This window comes from Mesorhizobium sp. WSM4809, from assembly GCF_055811655.1.
Genome location: NZ_JBVVQW010000020.1, coordinates 62,977 through 77,096 on the forward strand (window position 1 = coordinate 62,977; position 14,120 = coordinate 77,096).

At 62.3% G+C, this 14,120-nt stretch carries 17 protein-coding genes and 1 pseudogene; 7 read left to right on the forward strand and 11 right to left on the reverse strand.

Annotation, left to right across the window (positions count from 1 at the left end):
- Positions 1 to 2: 2 nt before the first annotated feature.
- Together AC0L24_RS29945 and AC0L24_RS29950 are read right to left on the reverse strand one after the other, a co-directional pair.
- Positions 3 to 113: a putative RiPP precursor gene (locus AC0L24_RS29945; protein ID WP_127396512.1), complete on the reverse strand. Its 111-nt coding sequence runs from the start codon at positions 111 to 113 to the stop codon at positions 3 to 5.
- 210 nt (positions 114 to 323) lie between these two features.
- Complete coding sequence (locus tag AC0L24_RS29950) at positions 324 to 413, reverse strand: putative RiPP precursor (protein WP_127396513.1); 90 nt, start codon at positions 411 to 413, stop codon at positions 324 to 326.
- A gap of 170 nt (positions 414 to 583) precedes the next feature.
- On the opposite strand from AC0L24_RS29950, the gene AC0L24_RS29955 reads away from it, so the two are divergent.
- The gene (locus AC0L24_RS29955) at positions 584 to 2,200 is read left to right on the forward strand and encodes a WD40 repeat domain-containing protein (protein WP_473564676.1); all 1,617 of its coding nucleotides are present in this window, start codon (positions 584 to 586) and stop codon (positions 2,198 to 2,200) included.
- A 41-nt stretch (positions 2,201 to 2,241) separates the two neighbouring features.
- A complete protein-coding gene (locus AC0L24_RS29960; RefSeq protein ID WP_292661058.1) occupies positions 2,242 to 2,793 on the forward strand; it encodes an isochorismatase family protein in 552 nt (183 codons plus the stop codon).
- Positions 2,794 to 3,094: 301 nt separating this feature from the next.
- Here AC0L24_RS29960 and AC0L24_RS29965 read toward each other — a convergent pair whose 3' ends face one another.
- The 4 genes from AC0L24_RS29965 to AC0L24_RS29980 form a co-directional block, all read right to left on the reverse strand.
- Entirely contained in the window at positions 3,095 to 3,307 is a 213-nt protein-coding gene (locus AC0L24_RS29965) for a hypothetical protein (protein ID WP_127811366.1), read from the reverse strand.
- A 77-nt stretch (positions 3,308 to 3,384) separates the two neighbouring features.
- Complete coding sequence (locus AC0L24_RS29970) at positions 3,385 to 3,684, reverse strand: DUF1236 domain-containing protein (protein WP_127396222.1); 300 nt, start codon at positions 3,682 to 3,684, stop codon at positions 3,385 to 3,387.
- Positions 3,685 to 4,914: 1,230 nt separating this feature from the next.
- Positions 4,915 to 5,115, reverse strand: a complete 201-nt coding sequence (locus tag AC0L24_RS29975) for a hypothetical protein (protein WP_127396224.1) — start codon at positions 5,113 to 5,115, stop codon at positions 4,915 to 4,917.
- A 336-nt stretch (positions 5,116 to 5,451) separates the two neighbouring features.
- Positions 5,452 to 5,739, reverse strand: a complete 288-nt coding sequence (locus tag AC0L24_RS29980; RefSeq protein WP_127268526.1) for a hypothetical protein — start codon at positions 5,737 to 5,739, stop codon at positions 5,452 to 5,454.
- Between the two features lie 316 nt (positions 5,740 to 6,055).
- On the opposite strand from AC0L24_RS29980, the gene AC0L24_RS29985 reads away from it, so the two are divergent.
- Positions 6,056 to 6,274, forward strand: a complete 219-nt coding sequence (locus AC0L24_RS29985) for an exopolysaccharide production repressor protein (protein ID WP_306462370.1) — start codon at positions 6,056 to 6,058, stop codon at positions 6,272 to 6,274.
- A 569-nt stretch (positions 6,275 to 6,843) separates the two neighbouring features.
- Positions 6,844 to 7,146, forward strand: coding sequence for a DUF1236 domain-containing protein (locus AC0L24_RS29990; protein ID WP_027035237.1), 303 nt, complete (start codon positions 6,844 to 6,846; stop codon positions 7,144 to 7,146).
- Between the two features lie 87 nt (positions 7,147 to 7,233).
- On the opposite strand, the gene yghU is transcribed toward AC0L24_RS29990, so the two are convergent.
- The gene (yghU, locus tag AC0L24_RS29995) at positions 7,234 to 8,100 is read right to left on the reverse strand and encodes a glutathione-dependent disulfide-bond oxidoreductase (protein ID WP_127809774.1); all 867 of its coding nucleotides are present in this window, start codon (positions 8,098 to 8,100) and stop codon (positions 7,234 to 7,236) included.
- 198 nt (positions 8,101 to 8,298) lie between these two features.
- Between yghU and AC0L24_RS30000 the strand changes: the two genes are divergently transcribed.
- Entirely contained in the window at positions 8,299 to 9,204 is a 906-nt protein-coding gene (locus tag AC0L24_RS30000) for a S1C family serine protease (protein WP_127809775.1), read from the forward strand.
- A gap of 72 nt (positions 9,205 to 9,276) precedes the next feature.
- Here the strand turns inward: AC0L24_RS30000 and AC0L24_RS30005 are convergent.
- Together AC0L24_RS30005 and AC0L24_RS30010 are read right to left on the reverse strand one after the other, a co-directional pair.
- A pseudogene (locus tag AC0L24_RS30005) lies at positions 9,277 to 9,414 on the reverse strand (SDR family NAD(P)-dependent oxidoreductase); the annotation flags it as partial.
- Between the two features lie 111 nt (positions 9,415 to 9,525).
- Positions 9,526 to 10,140: a hypothetical protein gene (locus AC0L24_RS30010; RefSeq protein ID WP_127809776.1), complete on the reverse strand. Its 615-nt coding sequence runs from the start codon at positions 10,138 to 10,140 to the stop codon at positions 9,526 to 9,528.
- 247 nt (positions 10,141 to 10,387) lie between these two features.
- On the opposite strand from AC0L24_RS30010, the gene AC0L24_RS30015 reads away from it, so the two are divergent.
- Positions 10,388 to 10,987, forward strand: coding sequence for a YdeI/OmpD-associated family protein (locus AC0L24_RS30015; protein ID WP_127809777.1), 600 nt, complete (start codon positions 10,388 to 10,390; stop codon positions 10,985 to 10,987).
- A 296-nt stretch (positions 10,988 to 11,283) separates the two neighbouring features.
- Here AC0L24_RS30015 and AC0L24_RS30020 read toward each other — a convergent pair whose 3' ends face one another.
- Complete coding sequence (locus tag AC0L24_RS30020) at positions 11,284 to 11,595, reverse strand: hypothetical protein (RefSeq protein WP_127809778.1); 312 nt, start codon at positions 11,593 to 11,595, stop codon at positions 11,284 to 11,286.
- A 389-nt stretch (positions 11,596 to 11,984) separates the two neighbouring features.
- Here AC0L24_RS30020 and AC0L24_RS30025 point away from each other — a divergent pair, with 389 nt between their 5' ends.
- On the forward strand, positions 11,985 to 13,607 hold the full coding sequence (locus tag AC0L24_RS30025; protein WP_127809779.1) for an ABC-F family ATP-binding cassette domain-containing protein: 1,623 nt from the start codon (positions 11,985 to 11,987) through the stop codon (positions 13,605 to 13,607).
- 72 nt (positions 13,608 to 13,679) lie between these two features.
- Here the strand turns inward: AC0L24_RS30025 and AC0L24_RS30030 are convergent, their stop codons facing one another.
- Complete coding sequence (locus tag AC0L24_RS30030) at positions 13,680 to 14,120, reverse strand: hypothetical protein (RefSeq protein ID WP_127267000.1); 441 nt, start codon at positions 14,118 to 14,120, stop codon at positions 13,680 to 13,682.

The window sequence follows — 14,120 nt, forward strand, 5'->3', positions numbered from 1 at the left end:
GGTCAGGTTGGTGCGGCGCCGTTTGAAATAATAATAGAGGGGCCGTTTGACGCTGTGACCGCCGACAGACGGCCTTTTTTCAAAAACGATGGCTTCACATAAATCTTCTTCATTTTCAGACTCTCCTAAAATCCCAGCGTGATGATGCCATACTGCGGCCATCTGTCAACCATGCGAGCTGAAAGCAACAAACCTGCAATAAATCCAACAATGAGCGACAAGGGGCCAGGGCCCCTATTCTTTGTTTCGCGCTATTCCGAAAACCATTGCACCTGGAGTTTGCTTCTCCAGCAGCTAGCGCGATCCGCCAAAGATGCGTCGGATTAAAGCGTGGCGCTGGTCGGGCCGTTTGCCGTGACGGCTGAAAGCTTCCCCTTCTTGACGAAGGTCGGCTTCGCATAAGTCTTCTTCATCGTGATCTCTCCTCCCTGCGCGATGATGGCAGATACGCAAGATGTGTCAACCAAGCCGGGCGTCCACACGGGCTCTTGGCGACACGAGCTTGCGGCTGATAGTCTCGACGTCGACATGCGGCGGGCAACCGTCACATGGTGAGGGCCGCAACAACGCCCGAGGGGTTTCAATGAACAAGGGTGCCGACAGATTGCTCGCGCTTGCCCTGGTCGTTGTCGCCGTAGGCTGCCTGGCGCGGATTTATTGGCCGGCAATCGGCGAGGCTTTCCTCTGGCGCGGCTTTTCAGGCCCGCCGATGGACCCAGCCTCGTTACGGCTGGCGGGGTTCCTGGTGGCGGCGTTCGCCTGCCTGCTTGGTGCAGGGCTGTTTTGGGCCGGCCTCTTGCCGGACCGGTCGGGCCAAGCAGCGGGCGCGCCGCTGTTTGGTCGCGCGGCGGAGATGCAGGATGCTGGCAGGCCCGGCCTGCGCAGAGTCTTTCTCGTCCTGCCATTGGTCGTGGTCGCCGCACTGGCCGCCGACCGGTTCGGCCCTTGGCATGAGGGCGGCGACATAGCCAGCGAGCCCGTCGAACCGAAGGCCGACGAACCCAACCCTGGCGAGCCGAAGGCCAACGAACCCAAGGGGCATGATGTCGCCAGCGCGCCGCCGGCCTCAGAGCCGGCAGTCCCACCGCCTGCACCAGCAGAAGTTGCTTCGCCGCCGGAGGCCGCCAATCCGCCTGCGGCACCGGTCCCACTGACGCCGCCGGCGCTGGTGCAACCGACCCCGCCAACGCTAGTGCCGCCGACCGCGCCCGCGCCTCCGGCGCCGCCGGAGGTCGCGGTCATTCCGCCGCCCATCGTGGCGCCATTGCCGCCGGCTCCGCCGCCGCTACCGACGCAGCCCGAGGGCCACCGCGATTCGGTCGTCTGGCTGGCGGTGGCGCCCGACGGGCACTCGATCATGAGCGCCAGCACCGATCACACGATCAAGCTGTGGGACATCGCCGCCAAGCAGCTGATCCGCACTCTCGGCGTGCACAAGGATATGGCCCGCACGGCGCTGTTCATGCCCGACGGCGTCAGCGCGCTGACGGCCGGCGACGACGGCGAGATCGTGCAGCGCAAACTTTCCGACGGCGCGGTGCTGCATGTCTTCTCCTCGGGCGGCAATGGCGGCGTCAGAAAGCTGGCGATCAGCCCGGACGGCAAACATGCCATCAGCGGGCACGACACGGGCAATGTCATCGTCTGGGATCTCAAGAAGGGCGCTGTGCTGCACGCCATGAGCGGGAACGGCTGGTCGGTCAGCGCCGTCGCCGTCTCGCCCGATGGCAGGCAAGCCCTCAGCGGCAGCATAGACGGCACACTGAAACTTTGGGACATCGAAAGCGGCAAGCAATTACGAAGTTGGCACGGGCATGAGCGAGGCACATATGGCGCCGCGTTCACCGCCGACGGGCATCATCTGGTCACCGGCAGTGGCGATTACACGATCAAGCTCTGGGATCTAGACAGCGGCCGCGAAGCGCGCCGCTTTGAAGGCCACGAAGGCACTGTCTACGCATTGGCGCTGTCGGCCGACGGCCAGCGCCTGGTCTCCGGCTCGCTCGACGGCACGGCGCGGCTGTGGGACATGGACACCGGCAACCAAATCGCGATGTTCGATAGCCGGACCGGCCCGATCTACGCGGTGGCCTTCACCGCCGATGGCACGGTGCTGACCGGCGGCAACGACCGCGCCATCAGGGATTGGCCGGCCACCGGCGGCGAGGGCGTCGTGCTGTTTGCCGGCGCGCCGGAATGAGCGAAATCTTGATCACCTTGTCCGCCGTGCTATGTAAAACCATGTCAGAAGCCAGCCTCCCAGACAACGCGCCGCTCATTGTCATCGGTCTCCAGACCGGCATGTTCGACGGTGTGCACGAGCCGCCGATCCATGATGCGCCAGATATTGTCGAGCGCACCAAGGCGGTGATCGATTGGGCGCGGCGCGGCGGGCGCAAGGTCGCTTTTATCAGGCATGACGGACCCGATGGCGATCCGTTGGCACCGGATGAGCCGGGCTGGCCGGTTTGGCCCGCGCTCGGCCAGGCGGCGGACGAGCCGACCTTTGCCAAATCGGTGCGCGATGCATTCAGCAATCCCACCTTCGGTGACTGGGTGGCCGGGCAAGGTGCGGGTGCTGTCGTGCTCTTGGGCGCACAGACCGATTTTTGCGTGGCCGCGACGGTCAAGGGCGCGATCGCCAGAGGGCTCGGCGTGACCGTGGTGTCCGATGCGCACAGCACGCTGGACAATGCCAGCGAGAGTGCCGAACAGGTCATCACCAGGCACAATGGCGAATTCGCGGAGGCCGGTGTCAATCTGGTGACCACAAAGGCGCTTGTCGGCGGCTGAAGCCCGACCGTCGCCGCAGGCCGCATCAGGCAGGCCGGCTTGAGGAGTTCGCGAGGGAAGACAGCGCTGGGCGGCTGCCGTGGTCGACGCGGACGGGGGGGCGCATTGTTGGGATGGCTCGGGCGCCCGCGTCAACCAGGGCGGCTCGTACCGCCGCATTAGCAACATTGCACATCGCAGGTCGCTCGAAACTTCCGCGAAAGCGGAATAGGCCGGAGCAAAAGTGCGGATTCGGCTGAGACTTTCGGCGCGCTTTCCCGGGACGGGGAATCAAAAAGTCTGCTGGTTGTCGGCATGCCCCTCAAGGCGTCCGTCGCTCCTGCACCGGATCGGCGAGGAACGACGCCGCAATCAGGTCGTCGGCATCGATCCGGCCATGACGATCTTCCATGATGGCCGCGACCTTTTGAAAGGTTTTCATTTCGGCATCCGTTACCCGCGCATCGCGCATTCTGGCTTGGAGATCGGCCAGGCGAACGCCCAAAGCAGGGGATCTCACAGCTTTGCTTGTCATCTTCACTCGTCCTGATTGGAACCTGACATGTGCGACCCGCCGCCGTGGCTGGCGGCGGGTTTGGGACCGTTCGAAATTCAGTCGTAGACCTTGATGATCTTGCGGGTGCCCGGATCCACCAGGACGGTGCGGTTGTCGACGACCACGTAGCGGTATTGGACATCGGGGATCTCATGAAGCTCGACCGTTTCCGGCAACGCGCTACCAATATTCAGTTCCACACCGGGAACCTTGACCGAAGCGAGGGGCTGCTTCTTCACATACTCGCGGATGACCGTGTCCTGTTCAGGCTGAATGACAACGTCCTGAGCGGCAACGGCGCCGACTCCGGCCAACAGCAATAGCGCCGCAGCGGTGCCCGTTAGGTGCATTTTCATACTGTTTCTCCTTGCGAGTCAGCATGACAAGATCGTCCAACGCTGACGAGCAACTGAACTTGAGCCAAATGAAAATGTTCCTCCGCTGGGGCTTCGGTCGGATGAGAAGTGCGACTTAAGTCCGGTCCGCGAGCGCATTAGTCTTACCGACGGGAACGGCTCTCTGTTCACGACTGTTTGTCTCCCGGATTCGGAGAAACAGATGGACAAAAGTGTTGGCCAAGCGCGCTGGTTGCTCGCACCGATTTTCGCGACGGCCGTCACCTTTCTGGGGATGTGAATAGTCCTTGGCTGACATGTCGTCGATCGGCGCAGCAACGTCCCTTCCTGCGCTGATAGGATTCGCAAGCCGCTTCGGCGGCTGGCGAATCCTCTATCTTCACCGAGCGCGGGCCTGCTCATTCGGCAAGCGAGCGCTTCGTTCAGCTTATGCAACGTTGGGAGGTTTACTATGGATCGGCGATCCTTCTTGACAGCAATGTTTGGCATTGCCGGGGCAGCAGCCCTTGCAGGGGCAATTCGCCCGACCGAAGCAGTGGCCGGTGTTCCAGGCGCCGGAAACGGCATTCTCGATGAAATAGAGGCGTCACAAACAGAGGCCTTCGACGACGGTACACATGCGGAGGTGCAGCCGGTCGACCATCGACGCTGGGATCGGGACTGGGATCGGGATCGGGACTGGGATCGGGGCTGGCGCCGGCGCCGGCACGGGCGGCGATGGAGACGGGTCTGCCGTAGTTATTGGCGGCATGGTCGCCGTCGCGTCCGGTGCTATCGCAGACGCGGGCCCTCGGTCATCCTTCGGTTTTAGCAGCTAGCCAGCACGTCTTAGCGGCTTGACCAGCGCGATCGGCTCGGCGTCCGCATTTTTCCGGCGGTTGCCGAGCAGAATGCCGTTTGCCGAGGCTGGAGCTCCACATGGCGAGGCGGCGCGAAGGTGAATCCGCGCCAGACAGAAGCGAAGACGTCAAGATGACGGTGCACCGACGCATGCGATCCGTTGGCGAGAAATGGCCCGGCAGCCAGGTGCAAAGGGAGGCACGCCGGGCCAGCCGACTTCTGGCGGTCGCCGGCCATCCTTATATTCTATAAGTCTAATATTAATGCAAGCGGCGCCAAAAGCCTCCGGTGGACAATACATCACCCGAAGCCGTCCGCTCCACTGGACGAAGCCTGGAGGACCCGCGCGGCCGCAATCTCGCCATCGCTCGGCAATTGGTTCGGGCTCGTTCAGTTTGCCGCTTTGCTATCGTGTGTCGATCGAGCGGGCGGCGAAGGCAGGGCACGTTGATCCGCAGGCTGCTCGCTGAAGTAGAGCGAACTGCCGAGAACAACGAAGACGATGCCCACCGCCATCAATCCAACCATGAGCACGGCGATCGCCGTGCCTGGACCATGGCCTGTCTTGACGATGGTGGATCGGTGGGGCATCGCGCCGTTCTCCAGATATGGCACACCAGGGGTGCCGAACCTTCGCGACAAACGACAAGCGCGGCCCGATGTTCCCTTGGCGGAGCTTCAATCGGTCAGGTCGGGCTTTTGCTATTTCCTGTAGGACCAAGGTCTTATCCGTTGTGCGCAAAAGTCCAAGGGGCCTTGTTCAGTTCCGATAATGTCCCTTGGATGTTCCGCTATTTTAGGTAAATCTCATATAAAGCTTAGGGGGAAAACTTAGCCAGCCAAGCACATTTTCCCGCGAAACGGGCATGGAAAATGTGGCTTTGGTAAGTTCAACAACAGGTAGTCATGTCTCGGGCGACGAATGGCTCACGTCTCGTCGAATGGGCCCTCGCGGTTCTGATCGCGCGTGATCGCGGCTTCTTCCTCATCATCGGGAAGGGCGTCGTCGCTGTCCTGGTACGCGTTATCGTCGTCCTCGTCGGGCAGATCGCCGTCTTTTTCGATGCCGTAACGCATGTCGCCGTTTTCCGGCACGGACTCTGGCAGGATCTCGCCGCCCTTGATTGCATCCCAATCCTGCTGCTCGATGGTCGGCCCGTCCGCCTGCGGCGCGTCATCTTCGATATCGGCGTCTGGTTTGTTGCGCGGTGCCATGTTGGGCTCCTTTCCTTGAAAACTGCAGGCGAAACTCGGGGTGCCGGCGTTTGTTCCCGTGCTTGAACTGCAGGCGTGCTTCTGGATTGCCGACAACTGGCAGCCCCCGCCAGCACCCGCCGCCGTCCCCGGATCGCCACGCTTGCCAAGTCGCCGCGCAATGGAGAGCGCAGTGGAGATGGGCCGCTTACTTGCGAAGTTGCTAAAATAATGAAATGTTGTCTGCGGGAAATGGGAATGAGGCAGGGACTGATCGGAACCGCCGCGGTTTCGACGGTTTTGGGAAACCATGTATTTTGGACAGTTTCTCGTAGGAATGTCAGCCACGGCCATCATCGTCGCGGTCTGGACCTATATGGTTACCGGCTCTTTCTGGGAGGCATTTGCCTGGACGATAGCGACGCTGCTTGTCCTGCAGGTCGGCTACTTCGTGCTCATCGTGAGGCTGATCTTCAGGGGCTCGCATGATATCGCGCCGAGCCAGGATCCGGTAGACGCCTTCCCGCCATTGCGTCGCGACGGTGTCCGGCTTTAAGACCGGGTAGCCAGGATCACTCGCGCGTGTGCGCCCGGGCAATTCGGGGAACCTCGCCACCAGCGCGACCACGGTGTTTGGTCACTGAGACAGCGTCCGAGCATATCCCTGCCGGAGATTTCGGCGCAGCGTTATCGTGGGAACATGACGCATGCGCGACCTCCTTCGCATGGAGCTCAGGCCGTCAGGTGGAACAAGTGATGATGCTTCGCGTTCTCTAGCGGTACCGGTGAGGTTGCCACCTCCATCGGAACTGCCATGGCTCGCTCTGCTCCCGGCGGGGCGAGCCTTTTTCGTGCTCCCATTGTCCAGACGCGAGGCTGATTTGACGCGGCGACGACAGGTGCTTCGCCAATCCGGCTACAGCAGGAATTTTTCGTCTTCTAATGTCCGTACACATTTGTGCAAGTTTTCAAGCATTTCCGCGCTGTCTGCCGCATGTCTGATCAGCAACAAATTAATATCCGAGCCGAAAACGTAACATCTTCAATTCTGAAGTTTGATGGAACCGCATGGCAGCGGTGGAGTTTTTATGGAGGGCGGAATTCAATTGTCACTAGGAGACGGTCATGAAACTTTATCTTACAAGCGCGGCGGCCGCAGTCGTCCTGATGGGCGGCATTGGTGCGGCGCTGGCGGAGAGCGTCGTCGTCGTCCAGCCGGAGCAGGAGACGGTCGTTCGCGAATACATCAAGAGGGAACCGCTTGCCTCGGTGAACCTTCTGGGGGTCGAACTCAAGCTCGGCTCCTCGGTGCCGGACACTGTCGAATTGCGTGAGGTGCCCGACGTCAAATATCGCGTCGCCGTGATCAATGACCAGACGGTCCTCGTCGATCCGGAGACCCGCCAGATCGTTGAAGTGCTGCACTAAGGGAGTTCCCGCAGCACTGGACCTTGGCGAAAACCCGCCCCGACGTCGCGTCGGTGGCGGGTTTCCTTTGCCGCGACCCGCTATGGCCTATTCGGCGGCCAGTCTATCCTGTGTCTTGGTCTCGAAATCGCTGGCGTCGTGGCGCTCATGCAATTGCATGGCAGGCTCGCCGAAAGCGCGGTTGACCATGCGGCCGCGCTTGACCGCCGGTCGTGCGTCGATCGCCTTGGCCCAGCGTTGCACATGTGTGTATTCCTGCACGGACAGGAACTCGGCGGAATCATTGTACATGCGGCCGAGCGCCAGCCCGCCATACCAGGGCCACACCGCCATATCGGCGATGGAATAGTCCTTGCCGCCGAGATATTCGGTCTCGGCCAGCCGGCGGTCGAGCACATCCATCTGGCGTTTCACCTCCATCGAGAAGCGGTCGATGGCATATTCGAACTTTTCCGGCGCATACGCATAAAAGTGACCGAAGCCGCCGCCCAGATACGGCGCCGAGCCCATCTGCCAGAACAGCCAGGACAGCACCTCGGCGCGGGCCGGCTGTTCGGTCGGCAGGAATTCGCCGAACTTTTCGGCGAGATAGACTAGGATCGAACCGGATTCGAAGATGCGCACCGGTGTGGTGCCACCGCGGTCCATCAGGGCCGGAATCTTGGAGTTGGGATTGACCTCGACGAAGCCGCTGCCGAACTGGTCGCCATCGTTGATCCGGATCAGCCAGGCATCGTATTCGGCGCCCTTGTGGCCGCGCGCCAGAAGCTCTTCCAGCATGACGGTGACCTTGACGCCGTTCGGCGTCGCCAGCGAATAGAGCTGCAACGGATGCTTGCCGACGGGCAGTTCCTTGTCATGCGTCGGTCCGGCGATCGGCCGGTTGATGCTGGCAAAGGCTCCGCCGCTCGGCTTGTTCCAGGTCCATACTTTCGGCGGGGTGTATTCGGTCATCTCGGGGGCCTCGTGTCGTGGGGAAGGATGGCAGGTCGCCATAAACTAGGGCTGCGGATGTGTAAGTTCAACTTGCGTTGAACTATTATCGATGCCCGCAGGGCCAACATCGGCAATTGGGCTCTTCCTTGCCCTTGCGCCTTCTCCGGCGTGGCATACCTATAGAAGATGTCGCCAAAGCCCATCCAGGACAAAAGCATGACCATCAATCCCAATCCGCGCTCGGTCGTTGCCGTGCGGGCTACTGTTCCCGAAGATGCCTTTACAGCCGGGGCGCTCGGCACGCTCAGGGAAGGCAGCGGCGTCGTCATTCGCAATGACGGGCTGGTGTTGACCATCGGCTATCTCATCACCGAAGCGGAAGAGGTCTGGCTGACCAGCCATGACGGCCGCGTCATCCCCGCGCACGCGCTCGCCTATGACCAGGAATCGGGCTTTGGCCTGGTGCAGGCGCTGGCGCCGCTCGGCCTGCCGGCCGTGGCGCTGGGCGATGCCGGCAAGGCCAGGATCGGCGACGCCGTCGTGCTGGCCGACGGCATCGGCCAGTCGGTGCAGGCCAAGATCGTCACCAAGCAGGAATTCGCCGGCTATTGGGAATATCTGCTCGACGAGGCGATCTTCATTGCGCCGGCGCATCCGTCCTGGGGCGGTGCCGGGCTGTTCGGCGCCGACGGCTCGCTGCTCGGCATCGGCTCGCTGCGCCTACAGATGAGCCGCAACGGCGAGGTGGCCGACATCAACATGGTGGTGCCGATCGATCTGTTGCCGCCCATTCTCGACGACCTCCTGACGCGCGGCCAGGTGGCCAAGCCGCCGCGCCCGTGGCTCGGCGCCCTGTCGGCCGAAAGCGACGGCAGGGTGGTGGTGATGAGCGTGACCGAGGGCGGCCCGGCGGCCAAGGCCGGCCTGCGTCAGGGCGACATCATCTCCGACATCCGCGACGGCGCGGTCGACGGGCTGGCCGATTTCTATCGCAAGCTGTGGGAAAGCGGCTCGGCGGGGGCCGAGATTCCGATGCGGGTGCTGCGCGACGGCCGCGAAACCTGGCTGCGCGTCAAATCGGCCGACCGCGGCAGCTTTCTGAAAAAGCCGCAACTGCAGTAGGCGCGTCGATGGCGTCGGCGACGGGCAGCCGCTCGGCCATCGCGGCCAGGGCCTCGTCGGGATTGCCAAGCGCCTCACGCGCCGCAGCCGGTTCTCGCCGCGCCCGGCTATGATCACCCTGGCCCCGGCTTCACTGCAGCGTCGGGCCAGCGCCAGACCCATGCCGGAGCCGCCGCCGACGATCAGGATTTTCTGATTTGAAATGCTCATTCGCTCTGCCTTTGCTTGGATGGAGAAGGGCAGGGAATTGGCAGTTCGGTACGGCAAGTGAAAACGGAAGAAACCGATAGCGCTATCGGAAGCGCCGATGATGCAAAGCGATCAGTTGCCGCAAGCGGTGAAGGCAGCGCCCGGGTTCCAGTCCTTGAAAGCGATGGCCTGGCCTTCGACGGAGACGGTCTTGTGCTTGGTGCTGCCGTCCGGCTGCTTTTCGCTGCTGGTGCCTTTGCCGGTCAGCACATTGTACTCGCAGGCGCTTTCGGCATTCTCCTTCAAATAGTCATCATGGTTATAGGCGAAGCCGGCGACGATGAAGGCACCGTTGCGCCAGGCGATGGTCAGCGTCATGTCGGTCCGTTCGCTGCCGACCGGCATCGCTGGCAGGTAGAATTTGATCGAGCCGTTGGGCAGCATCGTCAGTTCCGGCTCGGTGTCGGAGTTCTCGTAGCCCGGCCGGTCGTAGCCGTTCCATTCCCCGTGGACCTGCTCGTGCACGATCTCGACAGGCTTGAGGTAATTGTGCTCCTTGTCCCTGAGGAAGAAGTGGACGTCCATCGGCTGGCCGGGCTCGGTCTCCACCACCATGGCAAGATCGACGGCGCCATCGCCGTTGAAGTCGCCAGTCACAGCCGTGACGATTTTCCGGGTTTCGATCGGCTCCGCAAGGGCGAGGCTCGGCAACAGCAAAGATAGAAAAGCGAGCAGCAGAGATTTCATGGTGGCATATTCCCCCAGACTGACACCTTGCGGTCCTATAGCATGGCGGTGGAATATCGCGCGCCCTCTCTTCTCCCCGACGAAGTCGCGCGGCGATGCTTTCTTCGCTTTGTGGTACGCAACTGACGAAAACTGACAGCGATCTGTGCCACATGCCGGGCGATGACGATGGGCGCAATGCGGGCAATACGACAGTGGGAGCAGGAACTATGGTGGCGCGAGCGGCACTGAACAAACAGGCCGGCTAATGGCGCCGGTCAAGGTCGATCCCGACAAGGTGCACGAGTTTCCGGATGCGGGCAGCTTCTACGCGTGGCTCGGCAAGCACCACGCCACGGAAACCGAAGTGTGGATCAAGGTTCACAAGGTGGGGTCGGGACTGAAGTCGATCACGCCGAAGGAAGCCATCGACGTGGTGCTGTGCTTCGGCTGGATCGACGCGGTGCGCAAGGGGCTGGACGACAAGAGTTTCCTGCAGCGCTACACGCCGCGCAGCCGGAAGAGCATCTGGAGCCTGATCAACATCGACAATGTCGCGCGGCTGGTCGAGGAGGGCCGCATGACCGAGCATGGGCTCAAACAGGTCGAGGCGGCCAAGGCGGACGGGCGCTGGGCGCGCGCCTATGGCAGCGGCAAGCAGATGAAAATCCCCGACGACCTGCAAGCAGCCATAGACGCCGAACCCGCCGCGAAGGCGATGCTTGAAAAACTCAGTGCGCAGAACCGTTTCGCGCTCGCCTTCCGCACCCACAACATGAAGACCGAGGCCGGGCGCAAGAAGAAGATCGAGACGTTCGTAGCAATGCTGAAGCGCGGCGAGGCGATCCATCCGCAAGGCAGGAAGTAAGCCGCTCAGGCTCTTTCTGCGGCGAGGGGTATGCGTTGCGCATGCGGCCCGCCACCCGATCCCTGGGCAGATTGCGATCGGCACTCAGCGTCGCATGAAGTGCTTCAGTATCTGAATTGTTATAAGCATCTGTTTTTGTGCGGATTTGACAGGTGTCTGTCGCGCATTTCCTCCGGCATTGCGTAGTTAAGAAAAAAGCCGCCCTCGCTTTGCGAGTGGCGGCCTTTTCCCGGGAGGAAGTCAGGAAGGAGGGCAATCAAGCAGCCTTGGCGTGCTTGATGGTTCAAAGGCAGATACTATTGGTTCAAGTCGACCGGCGTCACGCCAAGGAGTTTCAGGGCGTTGGCGTAGGTCCTGATGCCTTGGGCCTGCTTGCGCTCGGCACAAAACCGGTTCGCCTTGTCCTGGAGCGCGGTTGCCTCGGCGATCTGGCTCGCACTGGCACCGGGTTTGGCTTTGGTCTGGATGGCTCCGTCGAGTTGAAGACCGAGCTGGCTGCAGTATTCGCTCCGGGTGACCGCTGCTTCCGCCCCCGACTGTGCGACCGCCAGCATGGCGAGCGAAATGCCTGTCAGGGCACCGGTCCATCCGGTCGAACGTCGTTGCATGTTTTGGACCATTTCTTCGCGTTGTGCAGCAGCCCGCTTGACCGCCGCGAGGGTGGTTATGACAGGCGATGTTTTCGCGAGTTTTTCCCGGATGTTGTTTCTTGTTTCTGGAGTGTGTCTGGGTGGGGTTGTCCCTTCTCCCCCTGGGGGAGAAGGTGGCCTCGCGAAGCGAGGTCGGATGAGGGGTGTTCCAGGGAACACCAACGTCTCATTCCGCTGGAACACCCCTCATCCGTCTCGGCGCTGACGCGCCGATCCACCTTCCCCCACAAGGGGGGAAGGCAAGGGCGTTCCGCTGTCTGCGGCGCTTGCGCCTCTTTCTTTGCGGCCATCCTTCGCGTAAGGCGCCGGGCAAATCCTTTCACGCAAGCATATAGCCCGGACACCGCATGATCAGACTTGAAAGCATCAGCAAGCAGAACGGCCGTCAGCTTGTCTTCATCGAAGCGTCGGCCTCCCTGCAGAAGGGCGAGAAGGTCGGCCTCGTCGGGCCGAACGGCGCCGGCAAGACGACGCTGTTTCGCATGATCACCGGGCAGGAGCAGCCCGACGAAGGCCAGGTGCAGGTCGATCGCGGCGTCACCATCGGCTATTTCAGCCAGGATGTCGGCGACATGGAAGGCCACAGCGCTGTCGCCGAGGTGATGAACGGCGCTGGGCCGGTCAGCGAAGTCGCGGCCGAAATGGCAGCCCTCGAGGCGGCCATGGCCGATCCCGACCAGGCCGACCAGATGGACGAAATCATCGAAAAATATGGCGAGGCGCAGCACCACTTCGAGGAACTCGACGGTTATGCGCTGGACGGCCGCGCCCGCGAAGTGCTCGACGGTCTCGGCTTTTCGCAGGAGATGATGGACGGCGATGTCGGAAAGCTCTCCGGCGGCTGGAAGATGCGCGTGGCGCTGGCCCGCATCCTGCTGATGCGGCCCGACGCCATGCTGCTCGATGAGCCAAGCAACCATCTCGACCTGGAGAGCCTGATCTGGCTGGAATCCTTCCTGAAAAACTATGACGGCGCGCTGCTGATGACCTCGCACGATCGCGAGTTCATGAACCGCATCGTCAACAAGGTGGTCGAGATCGACGCCGGTTCGCTGACCGCCTATTCCGGAAACTACGAATTCTACCAGCAGCAGCGGGCGATCGCCGACAAGCAGCAGCAGGCGCAGTTCGAGCGCCAGCAGGCGATGCTGGCCAAGGAGATCGCCTTCATCGAGCGCTTCAAGGCGCGCGCCTCGCATGCCGCACAGGTGCAGAGCCGGGTGAAGAAGCTGGACAAGATCGACCGCGTCGAGCCGCCGAAGCGCCGCCAGACCGTGTCCTTCGATTTCCTGCCGGCGCCGCGCTGCGGCGAGGATGTCGTGACGCTGAAGAACGTCCACAAGGGCTATGGCAGCCGCTCCATCTATGAGGGGCTCGACTTCCAGGTCCGCCGCCGCGAGCGCTGGTGCATCATGGGCGTCAATGGCGCCGGCAAATCGACGCTTCTGAAGCTGGTCGCCGGCGCTTCCGAGCCGGACACCGGCACGGTCGCGCGCGGGCCAAGCGTCAAAATGGGTTATTTCGCCCAGCACGCGATGGAGGTGCTGGAAGGCGAGCGCACTGTGTTCCAGACGCTGGAGGACGCGTTTCCGCAGGCCGGCCAGGCGCCGCTGCGGGCCCTTGCCGGCTGCTTCGGTTTTTCCGGCGACGAGATCGAGAAGAAATGCCGCGTGCTGTCAGGCGGTGAGAAGGCGCGGCTGGTGATGGCGCTGATGCTGTTCGACCCGCCCAACCTTCTGGTGCTGGACGAGCCGACCAACCACCTCGACATCGCCACCAAGGAGATGCTGATCACGGCGCTTTCGCAATACGAGGGCACCATGCTGTTCGTCTCGCACGACCGGCATTTCCTCGCAGCGCTTTCCAACCGCGTGCTGGAACTGACGCCCGAGGGTATCCACACCTATGGCGGCGGCTATACGGAATATGTCGAGCGCACCGGCCAGGAGGCGCCGGGGCTCAGGAGCTAGGTAAATGATAAGGGCGGCGTCGGCTCGAAGCCGGCACCGCCCTTTGAATATGGTCCGGCTGGAATGACGGCCTTACTCGAACGAGATGGCCATGCCGCTGAGGTCGGCGTTGACCTGCAGGCCGACTTGCTTGCCCGTGAGTTCGAGTTGGGCGCCCTTGTCATTGGTCATGATGATCACCTGGGCTCCCTTGCCGATCGTGCCGCCGCCGCCGGCTGCTCCGTAGACCCCGGTCACGTCGCGGGCGCGGCGGATATGGCGAACCGTGCCGCGGAAATATGTCTTGGACACGCCGAAAGCCAGGCCTCCGGACACGGCGCCGATCGAGATCGGGTAGCTCTTGCCATGGAAGGTGAAGGTGCCCTTGCCGCCGGAGCCGCCGACGAAAAACGCCGCCTTGTAGACGGCGAAGCGGATCGTGCCGCTATCGGCATGCGCGGCGCTGGCAAAGCCGATGCTCGCGGTGGCGATGGCGGCAACCGCGATGGAACGAAATCCGGATGAAATCTTCAT